This window comes from Bradyrhizobium sp. USDA 4501, from assembly GCF_054062115.1.
This window is the reverse complement of the sequence record NZ_JBSSEX010000001.1, coordinates 2,943,313-2,964,786: the sequence shown is the minus strand read 5'-3', so window position 1 is coordinate 2,964,786 and position 21,474 is coordinate 2,943,313. Positions and strand designations below refer to the sequence as shown.

At 65.2% G+C, this 21,474-nt stretch carries 28 protein-coding genes, 1 pseudogene and 1 riboswitch; of the genes and pseudogenes, 19 read left to right on the top strand and 10 right to left on the bottom strand.

The window, feature by feature from the left end:
* Window positions 1-127 precede the first annotated feature (127 nt).
* The gene (locus ACVWZM_RS13565) at window positions 128-940 is read left to right on the top strand and encodes a response regulator (RefSeq protein ID WP_057016134.1); all 813 of its coding nucleotides are present in this window, start codon (window positions 128-130) and stop codon (window positions 938-940) included.
* A gap of 81 nt (window positions 941-1,021) precedes the next feature.
* On the opposite strand, the gene ACVWZM_RS13560 is transcribed toward ACVWZM_RS13565, so the two are convergent.
* Entirely contained in the window at window positions 1,022-2,233 is a 1,212-nt protein-coding gene (locus ACVWZM_RS13560) for a cytochrome P450 (protein ID WP_456853523.1), read from the bottom strand.
* Between the two features lie 115 nt (window positions 2,234-2,348).
* On the opposite strand from ACVWZM_RS13560, the gene ACVWZM_RS13555 reads away from it, so the two are divergent.
* The 3 genes and pseudogenes from ACVWZM_RS13555 to ACVWZM_RS13545 all read left to right on the top strand — a co-directional run bounded on the left by ACVWZM_RS13555 (window position 2,349) and on the right by ACVWZM_RS13545 (window position 3,580).
* Window positions 2,349-3,071, top strand: a complete 723-nt coding sequence (locus ACVWZM_RS13555; protein WP_229191703.1) for a TetR/AcrR family transcriptional regulator — start codon at window positions 2,349-2,351, stop codon at window positions 3,069-3,071.
* A 140-nt stretch (window positions 3,072-3,211) separates the two neighbouring features.
* A pseudogene (locus ACVWZM_RS13550) lies at window positions 3,212-3,382 on the top strand (EamA family transporter); the annotation flags it as partial.
* A gap of 57 nt (window positions 3,383-3,439) precedes the next feature.
* Window positions 3,440-3,580, top strand: a complete 141-nt coding sequence (locus ACVWZM_RS13545) for a hypothetical protein (RefSeq protein WP_155258615.1) — start codon at window positions 3,440-3,442, stop codon at window positions 3,578-3,580.
* Between the two features lie 26 nt (window positions 3,581-3,606).
* On the opposite strand, the gene ACVWZM_RS13540 is transcribed toward ACVWZM_RS13545, so the two are convergent.
* Window positions 3,607-3,858 carry a hypothetical protein gene (locus ACVWZM_RS13540; RefSeq protein ID WP_057016136.1) on the bottom strand — a complete coding sequence of 84 codons (252 nt, stop codon included), beginning with the start codon at window positions 3,856-3,858 and terminating at the stop codon, window positions 3,607-3,609.
* Window positions 3,859-4,036: 178 nt separating this feature from the next.
* Here ACVWZM_RS13540 and ACVWZM_RS13535 point away from each other — a divergent pair, with 178 nt between their 5' ends.
* From ACVWZM_RS13535 to crcB, 4 genes are all read left to right on the top strand, one after another.
* Complete coding sequence (locus ACVWZM_RS13535) at window positions 4,037-4,213, top strand: hypothetical protein (RefSeq protein WP_194295308.1); 177 nt, start codon at window positions 4,037-4,039, stop codon at window positions 4,211-4,213.
* A 37-nt stretch (window positions 4,214-4,250) separates the two neighbouring features.
* The gene (locus ACVWZM_RS13530) at window positions 4,251-4,373 is read left to right on the top strand and encodes a hypothetical protein (RefSeq protein ID WP_256521238.1); all 123 of its coding nucleotides are present in this window, start codon (window positions 4,251-4,253) and stop codon (window positions 4,371-4,373) included.
* A 62-nt stretch (window positions 4,374-4,435) separates the two neighbouring features.
* Window positions 4,436-4,496: riboswitch (Fluoride riboswitch) on the top strand.
* A gap of 68 nt (window positions 4,497-4,564) precedes the next feature.
* Window positions 4,565-4,738 carry a hypothetical protein gene (locus ACVWZM_RS13525; protein WP_229191695.1) on the top strand — a complete coding sequence of 58 codons (174 nt, stop codon included), beginning with the start codon at window positions 4,565-4,567 and terminating at the stop codon, window positions 4,736-4,738.
* Window positions 4,735-5,121, top strand: coding sequence for a fluoride efflux transporter CrcB (gene crcB, locus ACVWZM_RS13520; protein WP_168857997.1), 387 nt, complete (start codon window positions 4,735-4,737; stop codon window positions 5,119-5,121). The genes ACVWZM_RS13525 and crcB overlap by 4 nt, the downstream gene beginning before the upstream one ends.
* On the opposite strand, the gene ACVWZM_RS13515 is transcribed toward crcB, so the two are convergent.
* Window positions 5,118-5,372 (bottom strand): hypothetical protein, encoded by a 255-nt coding sequence (locus ACVWZM_RS13515; protein WP_456853520.1) that lies wholly within the window; start codon window positions 5,370-5,372, stop codon window positions 5,118-5,120. The two genes, crcB and ACVWZM_RS13515, sit on opposite strands and share 4 nt — an antisense overlap.
* A 207-nt stretch (window positions 5,373-5,579) precedes the next feature.
* Between ACVWZM_RS13515 and ACVWZM_RS13510 the strand changes: the two genes are divergently transcribed.
* From ACVWZM_RS13510 to ACVWZM_RS13485, 6 genes are all read left to right on the top strand, one after another.
* The gene (locus tag ACVWZM_RS13510) at window positions 5,580-5,801 is read left to right on the top strand and encodes a hypothetical protein (protein ID WP_229191697.1); all 222 of its coding nucleotides are present in this window, start codon (window positions 5,580-5,582) and stop codon (window positions 5,799-5,801) included.
* A 258-nt stretch (window positions 5,802-6,059) separates the two neighbouring features.
* Window positions 6,060-6,740 (top strand): transglutaminase-like domain-containing protein, encoded by a 681-nt coding sequence (locus ACVWZM_RS13505; protein WP_456853518.1) that lies wholly within the window; start codon window positions 6,060-6,062, stop codon window positions 6,738-6,740.
* 43 nt (window positions 6,741-6,783) lie between these two features.
* Window positions 6,784-7,710 carry a DMT family transporter gene (locus ACVWZM_RS13500; protein ID WP_456853516.1) on the top strand — a complete coding sequence of 309 codons (927 nt, stop codon included), beginning with the start codon at window positions 6,784-6,786 and terminating at the stop codon, window positions 7,708-7,710.
* Between the two features lie 83 nt (window positions 7,711-7,793).
* A complete protein-coding gene (locus ACVWZM_RS13495; protein ID WP_057016142.1) occupies window positions 7,794-7,976 on the top strand; it encodes a hypothetical protein in 183 nt (60 codons plus the stop codon).
* Between the two features lie 136 nt (window positions 7,977-8,112).
* Complete coding sequence (locus ACVWZM_RS13490; protein WP_168857994.1) at window positions 8,113-8,286, top strand: hypothetical protein; 174 nt, start codon at window positions 8,113-8,115, stop codon at window positions 8,284-8,286.
* Window positions 8,287-8,637: 351 nt separating this feature from the next.
* Window positions 8,638-9,030 carry a hypothetical protein gene (locus ACVWZM_RS13485; protein WP_076824921.1) on the top strand — a complete coding sequence of 131 codons (393 nt, stop codon included), beginning with the start codon at window positions 8,638-8,640 and terminating at the stop codon, window positions 9,028-9,030.
* A gap of 108 nt (window positions 9,031-9,138) precedes the next feature.
* Here ACVWZM_RS13485 and ACVWZM_RS13480 read toward each other — a convergent pair whose 3' ends face one another.
* Both ACVWZM_RS13480 and ACVWZM_RS13475 read right to left on the bottom strand, forming a co-directional pair.
* Window positions 9,139-9,579, bottom strand: a complete 441-nt coding sequence (locus ACVWZM_RS13480; protein ID WP_456853514.1) for a hypothetical protein — start codon at window positions 9,577-9,579, stop codon at window positions 9,139-9,141.
* 166 nt (window positions 9,580-9,745) lie between these two features.
* Entirely contained in the window at window positions 9,746-10,117 is a 372-nt protein-coding gene (locus tag ACVWZM_RS13475; protein ID WP_016842979.1) for a DUF883 family protein, read from the bottom strand.
* On the opposite strand from ACVWZM_RS13475, the gene ACVWZM_RS13470 reads away from it, so the two are divergent.
* Window positions 10,107-10,307 carry a hypothetical protein gene (locus ACVWZM_RS13470; protein ID WP_456853512.1) on the top strand — a complete coding sequence of 67 codons (201 nt, stop codon included), beginning with the start codon at window positions 10,107-10,109 and terminating at the stop codon, window positions 10,305-10,307. The genes ACVWZM_RS13475 and ACVWZM_RS13470 overlap by 11 nt on opposite strands.
* Before the next feature lie 84 nt (window positions 10,308-10,391).
* Here ACVWZM_RS13470 and ACVWZM_RS13465 read toward each other — a convergent pair whose 3' ends face one another.
* Window positions 10,392-11,504, bottom strand: a complete 1,113-nt coding sequence (locus tag ACVWZM_RS13465) for an AI-2E family transporter (protein WP_456853510.1) — start codon at window positions 11,502-11,504, stop codon at window positions 10,392-10,394.
* A gap of 227 nt (window positions 11,505-11,731) precedes the next feature.
* Here ACVWZM_RS13465 and ACVWZM_RS13460 point away from each other — a divergent pair, with 227 nt between their 5' ends.
* The 3 genes from ACVWZM_RS13460 to ACVWZM_RS13450 all read left to right on the top strand — a co-directional run bounded on the left by ACVWZM_RS13460 (window position 11,732) and on the right by ACVWZM_RS13450 (window position 13,490).
* The gene (locus ACVWZM_RS13460; protein WP_456853508.1) at window positions 11,732-12,565 is read left to right on the top strand and encodes a L,D-transpeptidase; all 834 of its coding nucleotides are present in this window, start codon (window positions 11,732-11,734) and stop codon (window positions 12,563-12,565) included.
* Window positions 12,566-12,592: 27 nt separating this feature from the next.
* Window positions 12,593-13,222, top strand: coding sequence for a DUF2865 domain-containing protein (locus tag ACVWZM_RS13455; RefSeq protein ID WP_057016146.1), 630 nt, complete (start codon window positions 12,593-12,595; stop codon window positions 13,220-13,222).
* A gap of 112 nt (window positions 13,223-13,334) precedes the next feature.
* Window positions 13,335-13,490: a Thivi_2564 family membrane protein gene (locus ACVWZM_RS13450; RefSeq protein ID WP_085970696.1), complete on the top strand. Its 156-nt coding sequence runs from the start codon at window positions 13,335-13,337 to the stop codon at window positions 13,488-13,490.
* A 396-nt stretch (window positions 13,491-13,886) separates the two neighbouring features.
* On the opposite strand, the gene ACVWZM_RS13445 is transcribed toward ACVWZM_RS13450, so the two are convergent.
* Together ACVWZM_RS13445 and ACVWZM_RS13440 are read right to left on the bottom strand one after the other, a co-directional pair.
* A complete protein-coding gene (locus ACVWZM_RS13445; RefSeq protein ID WP_456853506.1) occupies window positions 13,887-16,049 on the bottom strand; it encodes a malate synthase G in 2,163 nt (720 codons plus the stop codon).
* A 146-nt stretch (window positions 16,050-16,195) separates the two neighbouring features.
* Window positions 16,196-17,503: an MFS transporter gene (locus ACVWZM_RS13440; RefSeq protein WP_456853504.1), complete on the bottom strand. Its 1,308-nt coding sequence runs from the start codon at window positions 17,501-17,503 to the stop codon at window positions 16,196-16,198.
* Between the two features lie 79 nt (window positions 17,504-17,582).
* Here ACVWZM_RS13440 and ACVWZM_RS13435 point away from each other — a divergent pair, with 79 nt between their 5' ends.
* Window positions 17,583-18,581, top strand: coding sequence for an AraC family transcriptional regulator (locus tag ACVWZM_RS13435; RefSeq protein WP_057016148.1), 999 nt, complete (start codon window positions 17,583-17,585; stop codon window positions 18,579-18,581).
* Window positions 18,582-18,711: 130 nt separating this feature from the next.
* Here the strand turns inward: ACVWZM_RS13435 and cysC are convergent, their stop codons facing one another.
* Complete coding sequence (gene cysC, locus ACVWZM_RS13430; RefSeq protein ID WP_456853501.1) at window positions 18,712-20,631, bottom strand: adenylyl-sulfate kinase; 1,920 nt, start codon at window positions 20,629-20,631, stop codon at window positions 18,712-18,714.
* Between the two features lie 41 nt (window positions 20,632-20,672).
* Window positions 20,673-21,467, bottom strand: a complete 795-nt coding sequence (gene cysD / locus ACVWZM_RS13425) for a sulfate adenylyltransferase subunit CysD (RefSeq protein WP_057016181.1) — start codon at window positions 21,465-21,467, stop codon at window positions 20,673-20,675.
* Window positions 21,468-21,474 lie beyond the last annotated feature (7 nt).

Here is a 21,474-nt window from a genome sequence, read left to right as displayed (position 1 = left end):
GAACTTTTTCGGCTTTCGCGCGTAGTCGGCGATGCAGGGGAACCGGGGTCGTCCCAGAACTGGATTCTGCCGCCCCCAGACAACGGGTTTCAGGCCGCCAGGCCTCACGAACAAGGATGGAGTGGGAATGTCCCGATCGCAGATCGTTGCCGAACACCTTCCGCTGTTGCGCCGTTACGCTCGCGCACTGACCGGAAATCAGGCGTCGGGGGACGCCTATGTCGGGGCCATGCTCGAGGCCCTGTTGCAGGATGGATCGTTGCTGGATCAGACCCACGGGCCGCGCGCCGGCCTGTTTCGGCTGTTCACCCAGATCTGGAATTCGGTGTCGGTGAACAACAACGAAAATGCCGACGTGGCGACGCTGTCGCTGCCGCCGGAGCGTCGGCTGTCCAACATCACGCCGCTGCCTCGCCAGGCCTTCCTGCTGCTGTCGCTCGAGGGCTTCTCGGAGGAGGAGGTCGGCTACATTCTCGGCACCGATATCGCCGAGACGCGCAAGCTCACCGATGCCGCCGGCCGCGAGATGGCCGCCGAGATCGCGACCGACGTCCTGATCATTGAGGACGAGACCTTCATCGCCATGGACCTCGAGAGCCTGGTGAAGAATCTCGGTCACAACGTCATCGGCGTTGCCCGCACGCATTCCGACGCGGTGGCGCTCGCCAAGAACAAGAAGCCCGGCCTGATCCTCGCCGATATCCAGCTCGCCGACGGCTCGTCGGGCCTCGATGCCGTGAACGAGTTGCTGCGGACCTTCGAGGTGCCGGTGGTGTTCATCACCGCCTATCCCGAGCGCTTCCTGACCGGCGAGCGGCCGGAGCCGGCATTCCTGATCTCAAAGCCGTTCCAGCCGGCGATGGTGTCGGCGGTGGCGAGCCAGGCGCTGTTCTTCCAGCGCAACTCGCGCAACCGCACGCCGCGCGCGGCGTCGGCATGATCTGAATTTACGCAAGGGAGCAAAATCCAGACCGGCGTGCCGAAAGGTACGCCGGTCTTTTTCAAGCCTTCGATAGCGACGTTACTTCGGCGTCACGCGGACCGGCATCGTGCTGAGTGCCCGCAGGCCCGAGCTGTCGCGGAAGGCTGTGGGGCCTGCGATCTCGAGCCGTTTGACGCGGCTGGCGAGCGCTGTGATCACGGCCTCGGCTTCCAGCCGCGCCACCATCTGCCCGACGCAGCCGTGGATGCCGATGCCGAAGCCCATGTGTCCGGAGAGCCGCCGTCTGACGTCGAATTGGTCGGCATGCTCCCAGCGCGTCTCGTCGCGGTTGGCGGAGGCGAGCAGCAGCAGCACCTTCTCGTGCTTGCCGATCCTGACGCCGGCGATCTCGGTGTCATGCGGCGTGGTGCGGAACACGAACGGCGCCGGTGAATCGAAGCGCAGCGTCTCGTCGAATGCCGCGCGCGACAATGACGGATCGGCTGCAAGCAGCGACCATTGCTCGGGATGGCGCGCAAGCGTGTACAGCGCCATGCCGATCGCGCTGATCGTGGTGTCGAGCCCGGCCGAGAGCAGCGAACGCACCAGCAGCGGAGCTTCCTCCGCGCTGATCTCGCCGGCGTCGGCCGCTTCATAGACCTGCGCGCCAAAGCTGCCCGGGCGCAGCGCCTCGCGCTGGCAGCGCGCCGCGACCCAGGGCAGCACGCGGGGCGCCTGCTGCATCAGATCGCGGAAATAGTCGTTCTCGGGCCCGAAGCCGGCGAACACCATTGCGCCATAGGTCAGGAAGTTCTCGCGGCCCTCCTGGTCGATGCCGAGCGCGTCGGGAAACACGCTGACCGGAAACACCTCCGCGATGTCCTTGATGGCGTCAAACGATCCGCGCTCGACCAGCCCGTCGATCAGCCGCGTCGCCGTTGACTTGAAATCATCTGCAAGCCGCCGCATCGCGCCGGGTGAGAGGATCCGCGCCAGCACCGCACGGGTTCGGGTGTGCAGCGGCGGATCGGCTTCCAGCACGATGCTTGGCGGCCGCCACGGCTTTTCCGTGAAGTGGTTCGCAAGTCCCGCGCCGCCGGCGTTGCTGAAATTGACATGGTCTCCGAAGATCGTCTTGACCTCGGCAAAGCGCGGCACCGCCCAGATGTCATATCTGGTCAGGCGGATGACCGGCGCCGCGGCACGCAGCTCCGCATAGGTGCCGTAGGGATCGGCCCGCGTCGCCGCGCTGAACGGATCGAAATCGCTGCGGGCCATTTCGCCTGCAAGGGAGCTCGCTTGGCTGCTCATCGGATCCTCCCGTCTTGTCATGAGTTAATTGACCATAGTCAATTAACTTGCATATTGCAAGGGCGGGGTTGCCATCGGGGCGGGTGCGCGGCATGGAGGCGCGAGGCAGATGGGGATGTCGATCGTGGAGCGAGCCAAAGACGCACGGCGCTTTCAGCGCAGGGCGCGCCAGGAGGCCGACAAGGAGGCGCTGAAGGCGCTGATCCTTAAGACCGCGCGCAAGGAGTTCGCCGCCGGCACGCTCGAGACCGTATCGATCCAGAAGATCGCCGACGCGATCGGCTACTCGAAGGGCACCGTTCTCAAATATTACCCGACCAAGCTGCTGCTGCTGCTCGCGGTGAAGCAGCAGAATCTCGAGGCGGTCGCCGAACGCCTCGAGCGGGTCCGCGCGGAGACGGCCGACAGCGATCTGCGGCTGCGGCGCGTGATGGAAACCTATCTCGATTACTGGGCCGACAATCCCGATCACTTCCGCTCACTGTTCTCGATGTCCGGTACGACCGAGGACCGCCGTTTTCCCGACGGCGTCTATTTCGGCGAGACCGAGATCGCGCGCCGCAGCTACGAATTGTTCGTGATCTCGGTGCGGGAATTTCTGGCGGCACATGGCGCCGAGCCGGCGCCTGGCCTGCCGCAGCGGCTCGCGACCGCGCTGCTGGCGGCGACCCACGGCGTGGTCGCGCTCACGCTCGGCACCCCGACCATGAAACTGCCCGACATGCGCGGCACCGGCCGCCTGCTCATCGCAAGCCTGATCGATGCCTGGACGGCCAGGCTTGCCGCCGCTCGGAAAAACGACGGCTGGCCGCGGATCACGATCGGCACCTTCGCCTGACGGAGCGTGCCGCGCGTCCCCTCATACGCGAAGCGATGTGGAATCCCGTGCGTTCGCCTGCTAAGCGCCGCCCATGGATACGACGCAGCGCGATCGAACGGTGGGCTTTCTCTGCCTAGTGGTGTGACGGCGGTTCGGCTGAGACGCTGCGCCGCCTGCCGCCGACATCGGCGTCAACGGGCATGCTGCTGGTGCCGGTCATCGGCGTGGTGTCGGCCGCGATCATTCTCGGTGAGCCGCTGGGGCTGCGCGAGATCGGCGCCATGGCACTGACGCTCGGCGGCGTGACGCTGGCGCTGCAGCAGGCCTGACGCAAAGGAGGGAACGGACATCGGTGCATCGCGTTCTCCCGAAAAGGGAGCTTGGCCATGCGCAAGGCGATCGCGCGGCTTGATGCGGAGCAGAGGGCGCAACTGCTTTATCTCGCAGATCTCGGTACGGCGATGTTCACGTCGGCCCTCGTGGTGTGCATCCTGAAGGCGATTGTCGACCTGTTCGCCGCAGGCTGAACCGCCACGTCTGCGCCAACGCGCCGTCAATCCTCTTCCGCCTCTAGCGGGGCATCGCTCTGGATATGTCCATCCGGCCCCCGGTTGAATACCCCGTAATCGCTCGATTTCACTCCTGCCGCCCCATCGGTGCCACCGCCGGCCAGACCGAGCTTGAGCAACTCGCGGACCGCCGCGGCGCGGGTCGGCATACGGTGCTTGAAGCGGAAATCGTCGAGGGCTGCCAACTCCTCTGGCGACAGCATGACCTGAAGCCGTTCGGCGCGAAGCTCATTCATCGCAAAACACCCAGACTTAGCTTGTTGAGTGATTTGCTAAACCGCCAAACTCGCGTGGGGTTCCATCGGTTGAGTTAAGAACGTTGATTGAGTAAATTTTCCAAATGAAATCAATAGCTTGGATAAAAATAAAGGAACGGTCCGACCACCCATCTCGTTATGCTGCTGGAGAGATGCCATGACCAACCACGTCAAGCTTCCCCGCAAGCTATCCGAGGAGCCGGAAGCCCCGAAACCGCGGCGTCCGAGCCACGCGAAAGTCATCGAGCAACTGGACCGCTGGGCCAACAGCCCCGGTCTTCAACCGCCAAAGGTCGATAATGCAGAGGACGATTCAAAAGCGGAAGCGATCTGAACCCCACACATTCGAGCAGCGCCTCGAGGAACACCGCGTGCGACTTGAAAGCCGGCTCGCGCAATTGCCGCGCGGTGCCGAACGCGAGCAGATCGTCGCGCGCATCGAGCAACTGCGGACAGCCGTCGAATTGAACGCGATGCTGTCGACGGCCGGCTGAGCCGAGAAGCGAAACGGCGGAACGGCCCACTTGCTCCCGCCGCTCCGCCCGCCTACCATTCCCATGTTGATGGGGATGGAGTTCCCCGATAACCGCCGCAAGGCTGATGACTCCTACCGGGCGCGACAGCGTCGGTAGGAGCATGCGCCACCGCCGACCCGCCGTGTCCCGCGAATGAGAAGGGACAGCGCATGGCGGGTCTTCCTGGTTCACTCTCAATCGCATTGTCGCTGGTCGGGTCGATCTGGCTCGTCGGTGTCGTCGCCCTGCTGGTCGGCGCGCCGGGCGAGCTGGTCGCGCCGACCTTCGTGCTTGGGTTGGTGGCGGGCTTCGTCGAATGGCGAGCCGGAAAGGTGGAGCATTGAACGTTCAGTTGTTGGCGGCGGTCGCGATCGGCGGTTCGCTGGGATCGGTCGCGCGCTATCTGGTGGCGATCGGCGCGGGGCGCCTTGTCGGTACGGAATTTCCCTGGGGCACGCTGGTGATCAACATCGTGGGTTCATTCCTGATCGGCGCCTTCGCGGAGGCGTTCGCGCTGAGCTGGAATGCCAGCCAGGCGATGCGGGTGTTTCTCACCGTCGGCATTTGCGGCGGCTTCACCACCTTCTCGACCTTCTCGCTCGATGCGATCGTGCTGATGCAGCGCGGCGAGCTATGGTCGGCCGGCACCTACATCGCGGCCTCCGTCGCGCTCTCGATTTTCGCGCTGTTCGGCGGCCTGCTGCTGGTGCGGGCGTTCACAGCCTAGTCAGTGGCGCGGCGGCCGGTGCGTGGATTGAGCGGTGCGGTCGGCGGCCGTCGCAGCGCTTCGGGCAGGAACGGCTCGCCGCGCTTCGGCGTGGCGTCGGCGCGCACATCGGCGGCCCATTGCGCACGTTCGTGCGGCGTCTGGTTGTCGTTGAAGGTTCGCTTCACGTCGACGCCGTCGACGGGATCGTTGACGCCGTTCCGGCTGGCGGGATGGTCGACGCCGCTGTGGATGTCACGGGAGTTGCCCATCGCGGCCTCCGTGCTCGGCGGATCCGGATCAAGATTTGATCCTGGATCCAGGACTTCTGCACCAACGTGGCCGGCGCAAGCGCCGTTCCAAACATGAAAGTGAAGGGCGGGAGGTACCGTCCGCCGCCCGGAATCCTTGGCGCGTCCGGGACCAGCCGGTAGGATGGAACCCGGATGGCAGCCAGGAACCAAGGGAAAGACCGGGGAATGAAGCATATCGACGTCGCAGTGATTGCTGCCACGCTGTGGCTGCTGGCGTCGATGGTGCTGGACATCCTGACGCCGAAGTCGATCACCGCGCTGATGATCGCCGCCGCGCTTGCGCCGCCGTTCCTGATCGGGATCGGCATCCATTTCGCACGTGAATATTTCAAGGCGAGGCGGCGCAGCTACCCGCCGCCGCAGTTGGACGAACACTTCAAGAACTAAAGCATGATCCGGAAAAGTGCGAAGCGGTTTTCCGAGAAGATCATGCTCAAACAAGGAGCTAAAACGCGATGATTATTCAACCTAATCTCATCGCGCTTTAGCGCGTTTTCGAGCGACGTGGGCACCGGTTCGCCTGAAGAAAACGCGTCAAAACTAAAATCCAGAGCCCCGTTTCGATTCAATCGGAGCGGGGCAGGGCTGCGGGACGGGCTGCACGTGCTGCATTGAACTGCGCACATGGCTTGCTAAGCTCGCGCCATGACCGAGCATCTCCCCGATACGATCAGCCGCCTCTACACCGACCCCGGCGAATATGTCGACAGCGACCATCCCGCCGTCGAGGCGTTCGCCCGCGCCGCCGTTCCGTCCGACGCCAGCGCGCGCGACAAGGCGCGCCGGCTCTACACCGCGGTGCGCGACAGCATCCGCTACAACCCCTATGTCAGCATGCGCTCGCCCGAGAGCTACCGGGCCTCCAGCGTGCTCGCCGCCGGCAACGGCTACTGCGTCGGCAAGGCTGCGCTCTATGCCGCGGCCTGCCGGGTCCACGGCATCCCGGCGCGTGTCGGCTTCGCCGATGTGCGCAACCATCTCACCACCGAGAAGCTGCGCCAGAGCATGGGCTCGGACCTGTTCACCTGGCACGGCTTCACCGAAGTGTTCGTCGATGACGCCTGGCGCAAGGCGACCCCGACCTTCAACGACACGCTGTGCGCGAAGCTCGGCGTCAAACCGCTCGATTTCGACGGCCATGCCGACGCGCTGCTGCATCCATTCGACGGCGAAGGGCGCGCCTACATGCAGTATGTCAACGACCACGGCAGCTATCATGACGTCCCTGCCAAATTCCTGATGCGCGAGATGGCGCGCGAATACGCCAACATGCAGGGCGAGGATCTCGCCGGCCGCGACATGGAGCGCGAGGCGGCCGAGCAGTAGCGGACGTGTGAGCCGATCGCGCGCCGGCTGAGGGGGCGGTGTCATGGATGCGGAGCCGCCGAAGGCGCAGGTCAGCCGCCCTACCAAGGGCTGGGAGGACGCGGTCGCGCTGACCGGCTTCATACTGGTCGCGGTCGGGCAGGCCTCCAACCAGGTTCTGGCGCGCGGGCTTGCCGGCTCGGTGCCGCCGTTTTCGCTGGCCTTCTTCCGCTGGAGCATCATCGCCATCGGCCTCGCGCCGTTTGCGATCGCAGCGATCCGCGACGGCAAGATCCCGCTGGCGCAGAACCTCTGGCCGATCTTCGCCGCCGGCTTCCTCGGCATGTTCCTGTGCGGCGGCCCGGTCTACATCGCCGGCATCACGACCACGACGATCCACATCGCGCTGATCTTCGCGCTGTCGCCGATCATGGTGCTGCTGATCTCGGCGGCGCTCGGCATCGAGCATATTGGTCCGCTGCAATGGCTCGGCACGGCGCTGGCGCTCGGCGGCGCGCTCCTGATCGTCTCGGGCGGTCATCTGGAAACGCTGACGCAATCGAGCGCGGCCTGGGGCGATCTCCTGGTGGTGTGCGCGATGCTCGGCTGGTCCGGCTACACGCTGCTGCAGTCGCGCGTCGCGCCGCGCGCCTCGCTGCTGGCTCGGGTCAGCCTGTTCTCGGCGGCCGGCGCGCTGTGCTCGCTGCCGCAGGCGCTCCGGGAGATGTGGGCCATGCCGGCGGAGGTGTTCAACACCCGGGCGTTCGAGGCCTATGTCTTCGCCGGCCTCGTGCCCGGCCTGATCGCCTATGCCGGCTTCGCCTGGCTCGGCGCGAGATTCGGCTCGGTGCGGAGCTCGCTGGTGCTCTACGTCGCACCGATCGCGAGCGCGCTGCTGTCCTGGATCATCCTTGGCGAGCCGCCGAAGCTGATCCATCTGGTTGGCGGCCTTTTGATCCTCGGCGGCGTCTGGGCGAGCCTGCGCAAATAGATCCAGTTGCTTGCCAAGGTGCAACCTTTTCCGGCCTCGTGCGTTGAATCCAGCGTTGATTCAAGAGCTTAGTCGGAGGTCGCATGAATCTTACTCCCCAGCAGCGCAAGGACCGTGATGCGCAGCGTCAGCAAGATGCATCGCAGGCGATGAAGGAGCATCGCGCCAACGAGAAGGCGTTCTACGACAACTTCCAGCGCCTCAAGGCCGAACGGCAGGCGCGCGAAGCTGCGGAGTTACGGAAGACGAAATCCGCTTCGAAATAAGCGCTTGGAGTCACACCCACCAATCCGGATGGCCCGGATCTGATCGACCGAGAAGGAGCGGAAGCGAGGGGGCGAGCACGGCGCAAACAAGCTCGCCCCGAAGACGAGAAATCTCCAGGCTTATGGAGGACGTCAGATGTACTTTGCCGATCAGAAAACGGTCACCTGCAAATGCGGTGAGCCCTTGAGCGAATTGATGCTCGTCGACGACCAGACAACCGGAATCAAGTTTCACGTCGGTCGTTGCCCGTCCTGCCGTGAAGTGACGGTTGTTCGATCCCAGGACATGCCATCGAACGACAATGCCTGACGCGGACGGTCCTCTCGCGAGTGGGAGGACCGGGCCATTGGTTTCAGATTTTTCGATTGCGACCGGTGAGCGACAGGCCGGCTGACGCATCGTTTGCGGCACACCAGAAAAGAGCAGGGCGCGACCGGCATCACCACGGTCGCGCCCTACGTCGCCGGTCAATGGGGCAGGGGGAATAACCGGCTCTTCCAAAGACTCGCAGACCCCCTGAGTCGTTCCGCACAAGCGAAAATATTTTCGTACACGGTTAAGTGATGGCCGGACGCGAGAACCCCGCGGGTTTCGTTCGCGTTGTGTCCGGGATCGCCAAGGGATCGTCGAGCGAATTTCCATGGGGCGAGGGACATCACCATGTCAAAGATTCAGATGGGAATTTTCGCTGCGCTGGCGGCTGGGCTGACGCTTGGCGCCGTCCAGCTGGCATCTGGCCACGATCTCATCGGCCGCCAGCAGGTCACCACCGCACTGGCGCCGGAGAGCGCCGTCAATCGCGCCGCCAAGACCGACCGTTCCACGGTTCCGGTCATCGGCCTGCCGAGCCGGACCGTTGCGCTGAAGGTCGAGCGGCTTCCCGATACGTCGGTGCTGGTCCGCGTCCCCGTGGCCAAGGAAGAGGCGCGCCATCGCCCCGCGGTGCCGGCTCGGGCACGGCCCGGCGACACCCGCAAGGTGGCCTGCGAGCCCGTGGTCAGCGTGCTGACCGAAGTGGCCAAGCTGCTGCAGCCCGGCCGCTGCGTGACCTGAAAAGGGCGCACAGTCGTCTAATATCGACGGCGTCATCGCCCGGCTTGATGTTCAGCCCGGGGCGATGACATCGTCGGTTGCGGTTTGCACCTTACCGGGCAACGCAGGCTATTCCTCCTCGTCCGCCTCGCCGCCGCTGGCAGCGCTGCGGCCTGCCATCAGGCCAAGTGCGAGGCCGCCGATCGCCAGGATCGGGATGAGCCGCTTCGCCCCGATGGCCCGCACGATCTGCAGGCCAGTGGCGACCACCACCGGATCGGCAAACACATTGGCCGCGGCGGCCTTTGCCGCCTTCTCGGCGCGGCGGCGCATCTCGCGCTTGCGCACGATGTAGACGCTGGCGGTGATCAGCGTGACGACAAGGAACAGCGCGGCGCCGGCGAGGCACGCTTCCACCGGCCCGTAGTGCTGCAGCACGTAGACGAAGGCGGCGGCGCACAGAAAGCCGATGGTGATGAACAGCGCGATCGCGGCGGCTGCGGCCAGCGACGTCAGCCGCAGCGCGTTGCCGGTGGAATCCTTGACGTCATTGATCAGCCGCTGAAGCATCGACCGGCCCTGCCCTGAATCTTGCCCTGAATCTTGCCTCGAACCTTGCCCTGAAGAGCGCGTCGACAAACGCGGCGGCGGCGCGCCAGCGCCGCCATCGCATCCAGAGGGGTGGTTTCCGCGTGATCGCCACCATGGGGCTCATCCCCCGGAGACCGCAGATTGCCTAGCGACGCCAGGTGACGCCGATCAGGAAGCCGAGACCGAGCGCAAGGCCGACCGTCGCCAGCGGCCGCTGCGTGATCATATCTTCCAGCGATTCCTCGATCGAGGATGCGGCATCCTGCGCCGCGCCCATCATCGCGCTGCCGCGCTCCGACATGTCGTCGAGTGTATCTTCCGCACTGGCGCGCGCATCCTTGTAGCGGCGGCGGGCCTGCTTGCCCGCGTTGTTGGCAAACGAGTTCAGCGCGTCGGTGATCTGTTCGGTGAGGGCGGCGATATCGTTCTTCACGGCGGTGACATCCTTTTCAAGGCGTTCGTAGGTCGCTTTGTCCGTCATGTTCTTGATCCCAAATGCGCTGTCCGTGCTCGACATCGAAAAGCTCCCGGAGAACTTGCGTGCTGGAGCAAAAACGCGCCGCGCGGTGCATGGTTCCAGCCGTGAAACCGGGCTTTCAAACGGTGCCGGCTTCGCTCGAGAACGCCTTGCTAGTGTGCTGAATGCGAAGGTCGTGCGATTTCGCGCCAGCCACTTTCACGAACTTCGCATTCATAAAGCACACTAGAATCATAAGTTTGCTAGTGTCCTTATCGAATCCGAAGTTCGCGCCGAAGGTACGGCAAATGATGCGAACTTCGGATTCGGGACACTACTCCTCCGGCAGCTGCGGCGAATTGACCGGCATCAAATGCTCCTTGACGATCAGTGCCACGATCAGGAGCGGCGACGACAGGAAGGCGCCCATCGGGCCCCATAGCCAGGTCCAGAACGCCAGCGCCAGGAAGACTGCGAGCGCGTTCAGCGACAGTCTGCGGCCGACGATCGTCGGCGTGACGAAATGTCCTTCCATGAAGGTCACGACGGCAAAGCAGGCCGGCGCGATCAGCCCGGCGCCGATGGTCGGCGAGGCGATGATGCCGACCGCGACCAGCACGACAAACATCGCGATCGGCCCGATGATCGGAACGAAGTTCAGCGTGGCGGCGAGCGCACCGAGCCCAGCCGGATTTGGCATGCCCGTTGCTGCGCAGATCGCGCCGGTGACGATGCCCACGCCGACATTGATCATGGTCACCATCAGAAGATAATTGCCGAGATGGGTCTCGACCTCGTTGAGGATGCGCAGCGTACGCAGCCGCGCCGTGCGTTCGCTGAATGCCATCACCAGTGCGCGGCGCAGATCCTTCCAGCTTGCGATGAACAGGATCAGGGTCGCGATGAACAGCAGGAATTCGGCGAAGGTCGGCGACAGGAATTCCAGCGTCGGCTGCACCCATTCGAATTTCGGCAGTTGGAGCGTGGCCAGCGTATCGGAGCCGCCGACCATGGTCTGCAATTCCTGCCACAGCGCGAGCGGCCGGTCGAACACGTGCAGCTTCTCCTTCAGGATCGCGCCGAGCTCGGGCAGCCGCGAGCTCCACTCCATCACCGGCGAGGCAATAAGCCCGACCATGAAGCTGACGGCGGCGCCGACCGCGATCACGATGACGACCGCGCCGAGCGCGCGCGGAATCCGATAGCGTTCGAGCATGCTCGCCGCCGGCGACAGCATGGTGCCGACGATGAAGGCCATGGTGATCGGGAGGAAGAAGGCGCGTGCGAAATAGAGCACCGCGACAATGACGATAACCAGCAGGGCCATCAATGCGAAAGCGACGGCCTCGGCGCGGCTGACAACCGGCGGCAGTTCGATCTTGCTGTCGGGGACTGGCGTGCCTTCGGGCGCTTTGCCAAGCAGGTCTTCACTTGGAAAGGCGCGCACCGAACTCCTCCCGCGTGAGGACGAACAAACCCGTCGCGTGGTCGCCCCGCGCGTCGAATGGCGCGATGACAACGGGCCGCTCCTCGGAAAGTTCCGTCGCGCGTTCGTGAGACGTGACGGGTTGACAGTCGCAGCTTCGGGACGATTCGCGGCGGAACCGACTCGCGGCCATGCGCGTTGGTCCGGCATCGCATCACCACGATGCGCATCCCGTCCAGGGGCAGCACATGACACAGCAGTCTGTTTCCAGCCGCCGGCTTGCGTCGCGCGCCGCGCGCACCCTTGCCCGCACCCTTGCCTTCGCCAGCGTCCTGTTTGCGACGCCGTTTGTTGTCGCCACGTCGGCCAGCGCCCAGGTCCGTTCTTCCGCGCTCGGCTATGCGCCGACGCAGCCGGGCGCATTTCCCGCCGACGAGGTGATGAACGACCCCTCGAGTGGGGCCGGCGAGGACGGCGCGCTGCCGGAGCGGCGGCTGCGCCGGACCACCGTCGCGCTCAATACGACTGAGGCGCCCGGCACCATCATCATCGAAACCGGCAACACCGCACTCTATTACGTGCTCGGCGGCGGCCGAGCGATCCGCTACGGCGTCGGCGTCGGCCGCGAGGGCTTCACCTGGGCCGGCACACAGACCATCAGCCGCAAGGCCGAATGGCCGGACTGGCATCCGCCGGCCGAGATGATCAGGCGCCAGCCCTATCTGCCGCGCTTCATGGCCGGCGGCCCGGGCAACCCGCTCGGTGCGCGCGCGATGTATCTCGGCTCCAGCGAATACCGCATCCACGGCACCAACGATCCCTCGACGATCGGCAAGTTCGTCTCGTCCGGCTGCATCCGCCTGACCAATGAAGACGTTTCCGACCTGTTCAGCCGGGTCGATGTCGGCACCAGGGTCGTGGTGCTGCCGAAGAACGCGCCGCACCTCGCCGCGCGCGAGATCGGCCCGACCACGACGCAGATCTCGGTCCGGCCGGCCGCGGCGCGGCCGCGCCCCGCGGCGGCGACGCTGCCGTCCGGGCGTCAGGCGATGAACATCCCGACGGCTTCCTCGTTGTACTGACGATCGATGTTGTACTGAGGGCCGGTGATGGTGACGCGATACTCCAGGCGGTGGGCGTTCGGGACCGCGGCAGTGCTTGGCCTGTCCCTTGCGCCTGCGGCGCAAGCCCAGGATTTCTTCTCGCAACTGTTCGGCGGCTTCATGCATGGCCGCCCGCCGATGATTCGGATGCCGTTCGACGATGGGCCGCCTATGATGCCGCGGGTCGAGCGCCGTCCACGCTATGACGTCGGCCAGGCCTATTGCGTGCGGACCTGCGACGGCCGCTATTTCCCGCTTGCGTCGACCGGCAACCAGAGCAAGGCGGAAAGCTGCAACAGCTTCTGTCCGGCGAGCGCGACCGAAGTGGTCTATGGCGGCAATATCGACAACGCCGCGACGGAAGACGGCAAGCCGTATTCCGAGCTGCCGAACGCGTTCCGCTATCGCGACGAGCTGGTCTCGGGCTGCACCTGCAACGGCAAGGACTCTGTCGGCCTCGCCGCGGTGAAAATCGAGGACGATCCGACCTTGCGCAAGGGCGACATCGTCGCCGGCAAGGACGGGCTGATGTCGGTGAGCCGTCCGGACCGGCGCGGCGCGCAGCTCAACTTCACGCCGGCGCCGGATCGCATCCGCGCCAAATATGGCCGGCCGGCGGTGGTGGCGCGCGAGTAGCGTCGATCACACGCGGGCGGCCGCCTTCGGTTCCTGGCGCGGAACCGGCCTGCCTCCTGCACGTTAGCAAAGGGCGAACAGCACATTCACCGATGCCATCAGGGGGCTCCGCATGCTCGTCGGCGTACTCGTCACCTTCCTTGTCGTTATTCTCGTTCTTTATCTCATCAACATGCTGCCGCTCGACGGCCGCGCCAAGCAGATCGCGCGCGCCGTCGTCATCATCATCGGCATCATCTCGCTGCTGAAGTATCTGGCGGTGTTCTAGATCCGTCATTGCGAGGAGCGAAGCGCAACCATCCTCATCGTCGTCCCTGCCTGGTGCGCAATTGCGCACTAGGCAAGGACGACGATGGCGGCGGTCGTGATTCAAGTTGTCAAACAGCTTCTCGGTGTCGTCACCCGCGCATGCATGAGCGGGGGGTGACACGGCGAGGGCGTCTGCACGATTTCGGGATAATGGAAATGTAGAGCTGATTTGCCCGACGAGTCAAGTCGCCGTATCCGCCGGCACCTTTGCATGGGGTTGTTTTCGATAATTTGGCAGTGCGCCCCTGCGACGGCAGGCGATCGCATCCGGCTATTCCGGCGTCACTTGCGGCGCCAACAAAAAAGCCCCGGCTTATCGCCGGGGCTTTTGCTTGTCGTTGCGATCGCTTGCAGATCAGCCCGCGGCCTTGGCCTCGCGGCGGCGCGCGGTGAGGATGTATTCGGTATAGCCGTTCGGCTGCGTGCGGCCCTCAAAGATCAGGTCGCAGGCGGCCTTGAAGGCGGTGCCATCGAACGCGGGCGCCATCGGTTTGTAGAGCGAATCGCCGGCGTTCTGCTTGTCGACGACGACAGCCATGCGCTTCAGCGACTCCATCACCTGGTCCCTGGTGATGACGCCCTGATGCAGCCAGTTCGCGAGGTGCTGGCTCGAGATGCGCAGCGTGGCGCGGTCTTCCATCAGCCCGACATCGTGGATGTCGGGCACCTTGGAGCAGCCGACGCCCTGGTCGATCCAGCGCACGACGTAGCCCAGGATGCCCTGGCAGTTGTTGTCGATCTCCTGCTTCACATCGTCGGGCGCCCAGTTCGACTGCGACACCGGAATGGTGAGGATGTCGGAGAGCTTGGCACGCGGCCCACCCTTGGCGAGCTCCTGCTGGCGGGCGATCACATTGACCTGGTGATAGTGCAGCGCGTGCAGCGTGGCCGCGGTCGGCGACGGCACCCAGGCGGTGGTGGCACCGGCCTGCGGATGGCCGATCTTCTGCACCAGCATGTCGGCCATCTTGTCGGGGGCGGCCCACATGCCCTTGCCGATCTGGGCATGGCCGGGCAGGCCGTCGATCAGGCCGTTGTCGACGTTCCAATCCTCATAGGCCCTGATCCACGGCTGGGCCTTCATGTCGTTCTTGCGGATCATCGGACCCGCCTCCATCGAGGTGTGGATCTCGTCGCCGGTACGGTCGAGGAAGCCGGTGTTGATGAACATGATGCGCTTGGAGGCGCGCTGGATGCAGGCCTTGAGGTTGACCGTGGTGCGGCGCTCCTCGTCCATGATGCCGACCTTCAGCGTGTTCTCCGGCAGGCCGAGCATCTTTTCCACCTCGGCGAACAGGTCGCAGGTCAGCGTCACCTCGTCGGGCCCGTGCATCTTCGGCTTGACGATATAGGCCGAGCCGGTGCGGCTGTTCCTGACCTTGGAATTGCCCTTGAGGTCGTGGATCGCGAGCAGGCCGGCGACCGCGGCATCCAGGATGCCTTCCGGGATTTCCTCGCCCTTGGCGTCGAGCACGGCGTCGGTGAACATGTGGTGGCCAACATTGCGCATCAACAGCAGGCTGCGGCCGTGCAGCTTCAGCTCGCTGCCGTCGGGCTTCTTGTAGACGCGGTCGGCATTGAGCGAGCGGGTCAGCGTCTTGCCGCCCTTCTCGAAATCGGCCGACAGCGTGCCGTTCATCAGGCCGAGCGTGTTGCGATAGACCAGCACCTTGTCCTCGGCGTCGACGGCAGCGACCGAGTCCTCCATGTCGAGAATGGTGGAGACCGCCGATTCCAGGATCATGTCGGCGACGCCGGCCGGGTCATCCTTGCCGATCACGTTGTTGCGGTCGATCTTGACCTCGACATGCATGCCGTTGTTGACGAGCAGGATCGCGGAAGGCTGAGCGGCGTCGCCCTGATAGCCGGCGAACTGGGCGGCGTTCTTCAGCGCGGTCGAGTTGCCGCTCTTCAGCTTGACCGAGAGCTTGCCCGCGATCACGGCGTAGGAGGTGACGTCGGTGTGGCTTCCGGTCGCAAGCGGCACGGCGGCGTCGAGGAACGCCTTCGCCTTCGCGATCACCTTGTCGCCGCGGGCCTTGTTGTAGCCACGGCCAGCCTCGCTCGGATCGTGCGGGATCGCGTCGGTGCCGTAGAACGCGTCGTACAGCGAACCCCAGCGCGCGTTGGCGGCGTTCAGCGCGTAGCGGGCGTTGGTGAGCGGCACCACCAGCTGCGGGCCGCAGATCTTGCCGATTTCCTCATCGACATTTGATGTCTCGACCTTGTGGGTCGCGGGCTCGGGCAGCAGGTAGCCGATGTCCTTGAGGAACGCGGTGTAGGCGTTGATGTCGAACGCCTTGCCCCTGTTGGCGCGATGCCAGTCGTCGATCTTGGCCTGCAGCGTGTCGCGGACCGCGAGCAACTCGCGGTTCTTCGGTCCGAGCTTCTGGATGATGGCGGCAAGTCCGGCCCAGAACGCATCCGGGGCGATCCCGGTTTTCGGCGTCGCCTCCTTGGCGATGAAATCGAACAAGACAGGGGCGATCTTCAATCCATGGGCATCGACACGAGTCATGATGGGCTTTCTCAAAGAAATGGGGCGTTTAGGGGCTGTTTTCAGAAGAAATCAGCAAAAAACGCGCCAAAGGGCCGCGTTCACGGCCCTTTTAGCCCTAAAGTCCCGGTTCTGAGAAGGCCCCTTTCCGGCCCCACGCTACACCGTCACCCGGGCGGCGACCCCGAATTTTCCAAACGACAGGGTCCGCGCCCGGAAAGGCCCGTCAGGGCGCCCCGGTGCGTACCTTGCTGGCGATCAGCAATGCAGCGAGCACCAGGTGGAATTGCGCCCGCTACGAACACAGCGGCTGCGCCCATCAGATCAAGCACCAGCCCGCCGCCGGCCGCGCCCATGGTGATGCCGAGGAAGATCGACGCCACGGTCAGTCCGGTCCCGCTCTCGGTCTCGTCGGGCACCATGCGGGTGATCCATGTCGTGGTCGCGACCGGTACGCCGCTGAAGGCGAAGCCCCAGAGTGCGACCAGCACCAGAGCCGGAATGACGTCCTTGCCAAAGACCGAGAGCAACAGACCGATCACGCCGATCGCCAGCGGCATCGCGATCAGCGTGAGCTTGAGTTTGCGCTCGGCCATCAGCCCGCTCGCGAACGAGCCGAGGTAATTGGCGACGCCGAAGGCAAGCAAGGTCGCCGCAACTCCGGCGGCGCCCAGCCCGGTCACGCTCTCGAGGAATGGACGGATATAGCCGAAATAGCCGAAGTGTCCGGTGAAGACCAACGTTGCCGCCAAGATGCCGGCGCCGATCCCCGGCCGTGTCAGGATGTCGATCAGGGTGTCGAGCCCGGCTTCTCCCCTTGGGGCCAAACGCGGCAGAGCGAGTGCCTGGATGACGAATACCGCTGCGCCCAATGCCGTCGCGAGCAGGAACACGGAGCGCCAGCTCGCCACCTCGCCGAGATAGCTGCCGAGCGGAACGGCAATGATCATCGCGGCGGGAATGCCGCTCATCACGATCGACAAGGCCCGGGCAACCAGCGACGGCGGTACCAGCCTGATCGTCGTCGCTGCCGCCATCGCCCAAAACCCGCCGATGGCAAGGCCGAGCACGATCCGCGCCGCCAGCAGGAACGTGATGCTCGGCGCCAGCGCCACCAGCAGATTGGAGATCACCAGGAGAATCGAAAAGCTGAGCAGCACCGGCTTTCGATTGAACCTGCGCGTCAGTGTCGGCGTGAACAATGCTCCGACCAGCCCGGCCAGCGAGGTCGCGGTCACGGCCTGACCGGCGAGGCCCGGACTCACACCGAGATCGCGCGCCATCGGCGTCAACAGACCGGACGGCAGGAACTCGGCCGTCAGAAGTGCGGTGACGCCCAGCATCATGGCCGCGACGGCGCCCCAGGCGGGCCTTTCCGGTGAGGCCGGCTTGTCACCAACCTTGAGCGCGGCGTCGCCCGGCATCAGCGCAACGGCATCGGCGTGCGCCAGAGCGGGGTCCACTTCTTGATCCATTGGCCGAACCTTCCATCTATGTTGCACCGCCGCAGACATAGGCTGGAGGTTTTGGACGATCTATGCCATAAACACTCTAATGTTTGATCGTTCGTCCAGATCGTCCGCCGCCGATACGATCAACGCCGCCGTCGATCTGGTGAGCGAGTTGCTGCTCGGCATGCGGCTTGAGGGCGTTCACTACCGTCGGATCGAGACGCGGGCGCCCTTCGGGTTTCGGTTCGAAACGCCGTACGGACGCGCGCAATTCCACTTCGTTGCACACGGCACGGCACTTCTGCGCTACGCTGATGCGACGCTGCTTCCCCTTGGATGCGGTGACGCGATTTTCCTGCCGCGCGGCGGCGCGCATGATCTTGTCTCGGCCCCGGATGAGCCGAGTTGCGACGTCGAGCGTTTCGAGACCGAGACGCTGTGCGGCAATGTCGATGTGACATCGGCCTGCCCTGAAGGATGCCCGCAGGACGAGTCGGTCCTGGTCTTCAGCGCCTGCATGAATTTCGATCTTGGCGGCATGCGCCCGCTGATCGCGCTGATGCCGGAGGTGATGCGGGCCGACACGTTGCTTGCGCGCCAGCCGGAAATCGAACCGATGCTGAAGGCCATGGAGCGGGAGACCTGCACGCCGCGGGCCGGCTCCGTCGGCGTGATGGCGCGGCTCGCCGATGTGCTCGCCGCGTCGATCGTGCGTGGCTGGGTCGAATGCGGCGGCGACAACGCCATGGGCTGGTTCGAGGCCTTGCGTGATCCGCGTCTCGGCCGCGCGATCGGCGCGCTGCACCGCGCGCCCGGCCGCAACTGGACTGTTGCTGAATTGGCGGCGGAGGCGGGTTGCTCGCGTTCGCTGTTCGCCGAGCGCTTCCAGGCCATGACCGGGCAATCGCCGCTGCGCTATCTTGCCGAGCTGCGCATGCGTCTCGCGACACAATGGATCAAGCATGAACGCCAGCCGATCGATGTGATCGCGCAGCGGCTTGGCTATGCGTCACAGGCGGCGTTCAGCCGCGCGTTCAAGCGTGTCACCGGGCAATCGCCGGGGATGGTACGGCACGGGGCCGCAAGCCGCGCGGCCGAATAGGCCTCAACACCGCCGTCTGCCCCGCTGCAAGCGGGGCATCCGGTATGCCGCGGCCTATCGGCTCGATAATTGCTGTCTCTGGAATACTGGATCGCCTGGACAACAAGCCGCGCGATGACAGCAAGAGAAGCTAAATATTCGCCGCGAGGTCGGTCAGTTCGTCGAACAGGATGCCAGTCGTGGCCAGCATCCGCTCGATCTCGTCGGTGGCATCGCTGACCGAGCGGTTCGAGGTGTCGATGGTCAGTTCGTTGCCGGTCGGCGGCTGGTAGTCATTGGTGATGCCGGTGAAAGACGGCAATCCGCCGGAGCGCGCCTTGGCGTAATGGCCCTTCGGATCGCGGGTCTCGCAGACCTCGGCAGGCGTTGCGACATAGATCTCGCGGAACGCGCTGTCGGCGATGCGGCGAGCTGCCGCACGGTCGGCTGTCGATGGCGACACCGCGGCGACGATGGCGATATGGCCATTGCGCGCCAGATGGGTCGCGACTTCGGCGAGGCGGCGGATGTTTTCGGCGCGGTCCTGCGGCGAGAAGCCGAGATCGCCGTTCAGCCCGGCACGCAGCGTGTCGCCATCGAGCAGGATCGGCGAGCCGCCATTGCCGAACAGGCGCCGTTCCAGCGCCCGCGCCAGGGTCGACTTGCCCGAGCCGGGCAGGCCGGTCAGCCAGATCACTGCGCCGTTGTGGTGGTAGCGCGCCGAGCGCTCGTCCGGCCGCAGCGCGGACTCCACCGGCACGATATCGACCGGCACCGCCGGCCGGCCGGCGTCGACCGACAGCACGAGACCGCCGCCGGCGATACGGCCGTTGACCTCGATCACGAGGCGGCCGGTGCGCGGATTGTCGGTGTAGGGATCGGTTGCAACCGGCTGCGCCAGCGAGATGTCGATCTCGCCGACATGGTTGCGCGCGATCGCGGTGTTCTCTTCGTTGGACAGCGCGCCGGGATCGACCGCCTTCTCGATCGCGACCACGGTGGCGCGGCTTTCCTTGGTGCCGAGCCGGATCAGGATCTGCTCGCCCTTGGTCAGCGGCTTGTCATGCAGCCAGAAGATCCGGGCGCGGATGCGGCGGGTGTCGCGCGGGCTCTGCCCGGAATGTCCGATGATGTCGCCGCGCTCGAGGAATAGCTCGCGGTCGAGCGTGATGCCGACCGAGCGTCCGGCGCCCTGTGGGGCGTTCACCGGCGTCACCGGCCAGCTCTCAACGGTCTTGATCCGCGCGATCTTGCCGGTCGGCATGATCACGATCTCGTCGCCGGCCTTCAGGCTGCCGGACTCGATGCGGCCCGCCACGATGCGGCGGTCGTCGAACTTGTAGATCGCCTGCACCGGCAGCCGCAGCGGCAGCTCGGCCAGCGGGCGTGCCGGCTCGAGCGCATCGAGCGCCTCGACCACGGTCGCGCCCTTGTACCAGTCGATCCGCGGCGTGCGTTCGGCAACGCCGTCGCCGTCGCGCGCCGAGATCGGGATCACGGCTGTGGGGGTCACGCCGAGGCCGATCAGATGCGCGGAAATCTCGTCGCTGATCTCCTTGAAGCGGTCGGCGCTGAACTCGACGCGGTCCATCTTGTTGACCACGACCGCGACCTGCTTCACGCCGAGCAGATGCAGGAGATAGCCGTGCCGCCTGGTCTGGTCGCGCACGCCTTCCAGCGCATCGATGATCAGCACCGCGCCGTCGGCCTGCGAGGCGCCGGTGATCATGTTGCGCAAGAACTCTGCGTGGCCGGGCGCGTCGATCAGCACGACGTCGCGCGAGCGGGTGCGGAAGCGGATCTGGGTGGTGTCGATGGTGATGCCCTGGTCGCGCTCGGTCTGCAGCGCATCGAGCAGGAACGACCACTCGAACGGCATGCCGCGCCGCGCGCTCACCGCCTTCAGCATTTCCAGCTTGCCGTCGGGCAGGCTGCCGGTCTCATGCAGCAGGCGCCCGACCAGCGTCGACTTGCCGTGATCGACATGGCCGACGATGACGATGCGCACCTGCGGCCGCGTCGTGCCGTTGGGCGTTGCCGAGATCGAGGCAGTGGGAAGGATCATGTTCATCGGAACGCTCGCACGAAGCTTGGTGTTGCTTGAAGTGTTGATCAGAGATAGCCGGCGACGCGCAGCCGCTCGAACGCATCCTCGGTCTCGTGGTCGAGCGCGCGGCCGGCGCGCTCCGGGACCTTGGTGCCGTCGAGCTCGGTGAGGATCTCGTCGATGTTGGAGGCGGTGGAGGCGACCGGGAAGGTGATGTCGGCATCACCCAGCGAGCGGTAGCGCTTGCCGTCCTTGGCGAGATAGAGCGGGATGATCGGAATATTCTCGCGCTTGGTGTAGGCCCAGATGTCGGCCTCGGTCCAATGCAGGATCGGATGGATGCGCAAGTGCGCGCCTTGCGGCGGCGAGGCGTTGAACTGGTCCCAGAACTCCGGCGGCTGGTCGCGGACGTCCCATTCGCCCTCGAGGCCGCGCGGCGAGAACACGCGCTCCTTGGCGCGGGTGGCCTCTTCGTCGCGGCGGATGCCGGCGATCAATCCGTCAAAGCCGAACTTGTTGAGCGCGAGCTTCAACCCCTCGGTCTTGCGCGCGGCAGAACGCGCGGCCGGCGGCAGGGTCGGGTCGACGCTGTCGATCGGCGGGCAGGGCTCGACGCGCAGGTCGAGATCCCATTCCTTTCCGAAGCGGTCGCGGAACGCGTACATCTCCGGAAATTTCTTGCCGGTGTCGACGTGCAATGCCGGGAACGGGACGCGGCCGAAGAACGCCTTGCGCGCCAGCCAGATCATCACGTTGGAATCCTTGCCGAGCGACCACAGCAACGCGAGCTTCTTCAGCCGGGCGAACGCTTCGCGCAGAATGTAGATGCTCTGCGCCTCCAGCTCGTCGAGATGATCCATCGACGGA

Bases quoted from the DNA above. Each gene is read 5' to 3' on its own strand.
- ACVWZM_RS13565 (WP_057016134.1), top strand. From the start codon at position 128: ATGTCCCGATCGCAGATCGTTGCCGAACACCTTCCGCTGTTGCGCCGT.
- ACVWZM_RS13560 (WP_456853523.1), bottom strand. From the start codon at position 2,233: ATGAGCAGCCAAGCGAGCTCCCTTGCAGGCGAAATGGCCCGCAGCGAT.
- ACVWZM_RS13555 (WP_229191703.1), top strand. From the start codon at position 2,349: ATGTCGATCGTGGAGCGAGCCAAAGACGCACGGCGCTTTCAGCGCAGG.
- ACVWZM_RS13545 (WP_155258615.1), top strand. From the start codon at position 3,440: ATGCGCAAGGCGATCGCGCGGCTTGATGCGGAGCAGAGGGCGCAACTG.
- ACVWZM_RS13540 (WP_057016136.1), bottom strand. From the start codon at position 3,858: ATGAATGAGCTTCGCGCCGAACGGCTTCAGGTCATGCTGTCGCCAGAG.
- ACVWZM_RS13535 (WP_194295308.1), top strand. From the start codon at position 4,037: ATGACCAACCACGTCAAGCTTCCCCGCAAGCTATCCGAGGAGCCGGAA.
- ACVWZM_RS13525 (WP_229191695.1), top strand. From the start codon at position 4,565: ATGGCGGGTCTTCCTGGTTCACTCTCAATCGCATTGTCGCTGGTCGGG.
- ACVWZM_RS13515 (WP_456853520.1), bottom strand. From the start codon at position 5,372: ATGGGCAACTCCCGTGACATCCACAGCGGCGTCGACCATCCCGCCAGC.
- ACVWZM_RS13510 (WP_229191697.1), top strand. From the start codon at position 5,580: ATGAAGCATATCGACGTCGCAGTGATTGCTGCCACGCTGTGGCTGCTG.
- ACVWZM_RS13505 (WP_456853518.1), top strand. From the start codon at position 6,060: ATGACCGAGCATCTCCCCGATACGATCAGCCGCCTCTACACCGACCCC.
- ACVWZM_RS13500 (WP_456853516.1), top strand. From the start codon at position 6,784: ATGGATGCGGAGCCGCCGAAGGCGCAGGTCAGCCGCCCTACCAAGGGC.
- ACVWZM_RS13495 (WP_057016142.1), top strand. From the start codon at position 7,794: ATGAATCTTACTCCCCAGCAGCGCAAGGACCGTGATGCGCAGCGTCAG.
- ACVWZM_RS13490 (WP_168857994.1), top strand. From the start codon at position 8,113: ATGTACTTTGCCGATCAGAAAACGGTCACCTGCAAATGCGGTGAGCCC.
- ACVWZM_RS13485 (WP_076824921.1), top strand. From the start codon at position 8,638: ATGTCAAAGATTCAGATGGGAATTTTCGCTGCGCTGGCGGCTGGGCTG.
- ACVWZM_RS13480 (WP_456853514.1), bottom strand. From the start codon at position 9,579: ATGCTTCAGCGGCTGATCAATGACGTCAAGGATTCCACCGGCAACGCG.
- ACVWZM_RS13475 (WP_016842979.1), bottom strand. From the start codon at position 10,117: ATGTCGAGCACGGACAGCGCATTTGGGATCAAGAACATGACGGACAAA.
- ACVWZM_RS13460 (WP_456853508.1), top strand. From the start codon at position 11,732: ATGACACAGCAGTCTGTTTCCAGCCGCCGGCTTGCGTCGCGCGCCGCG.
- ACVWZM_RS13455 (WP_057016146.1), top strand. From the start codon at position 12,593: ATGGTGACGCGATACTCCAGGCGGTGGGCGTTCGGGACCGCGGCAGTG.
- ACVWZM_RS13450 (WP_085970696.1), top strand. From the start codon at position 13,335: ATGCTCGTCGGCGTACTCGTCACCTTCCTTGTCGTTATTCTCGTTCTT.
- ACVWZM_RS13445 (WP_456853506.1), bottom strand. From the start codon at position 16,049: ATGACTCGTGTCGATGCCCATGGATTGAAGATCGCCCCTGTCTTGTTC.
- ACVWZM_RS13440 (WP_456853504.1), bottom strand. From the start codon at position 17,503: ATGGATCAAGAAGTGGACCCCGCTCTGGCGCACGCCGATGCCGTTGCG.
- ACVWZM_RS13435 (WP_057016148.1), top strand. From the start codon at position 17,583: ATGTTTGATCGTTCGTCCAGATCGTCCGCCGCCGATACGATCAACGCC.
- cysC (WP_456853501.1), bottom strand. From the start codon at position 20,631: ATGAACATGATCCTTCCCACTGCCTCGATCTCGGCAACGCCCAACGGC.
- cysD (WP_057016181.1), bottom strand. From the start codon at position 21,467: ATGGATCATCTCGACGAGCTGGAGGCGCAGAGCATCTACATTCTGCGC.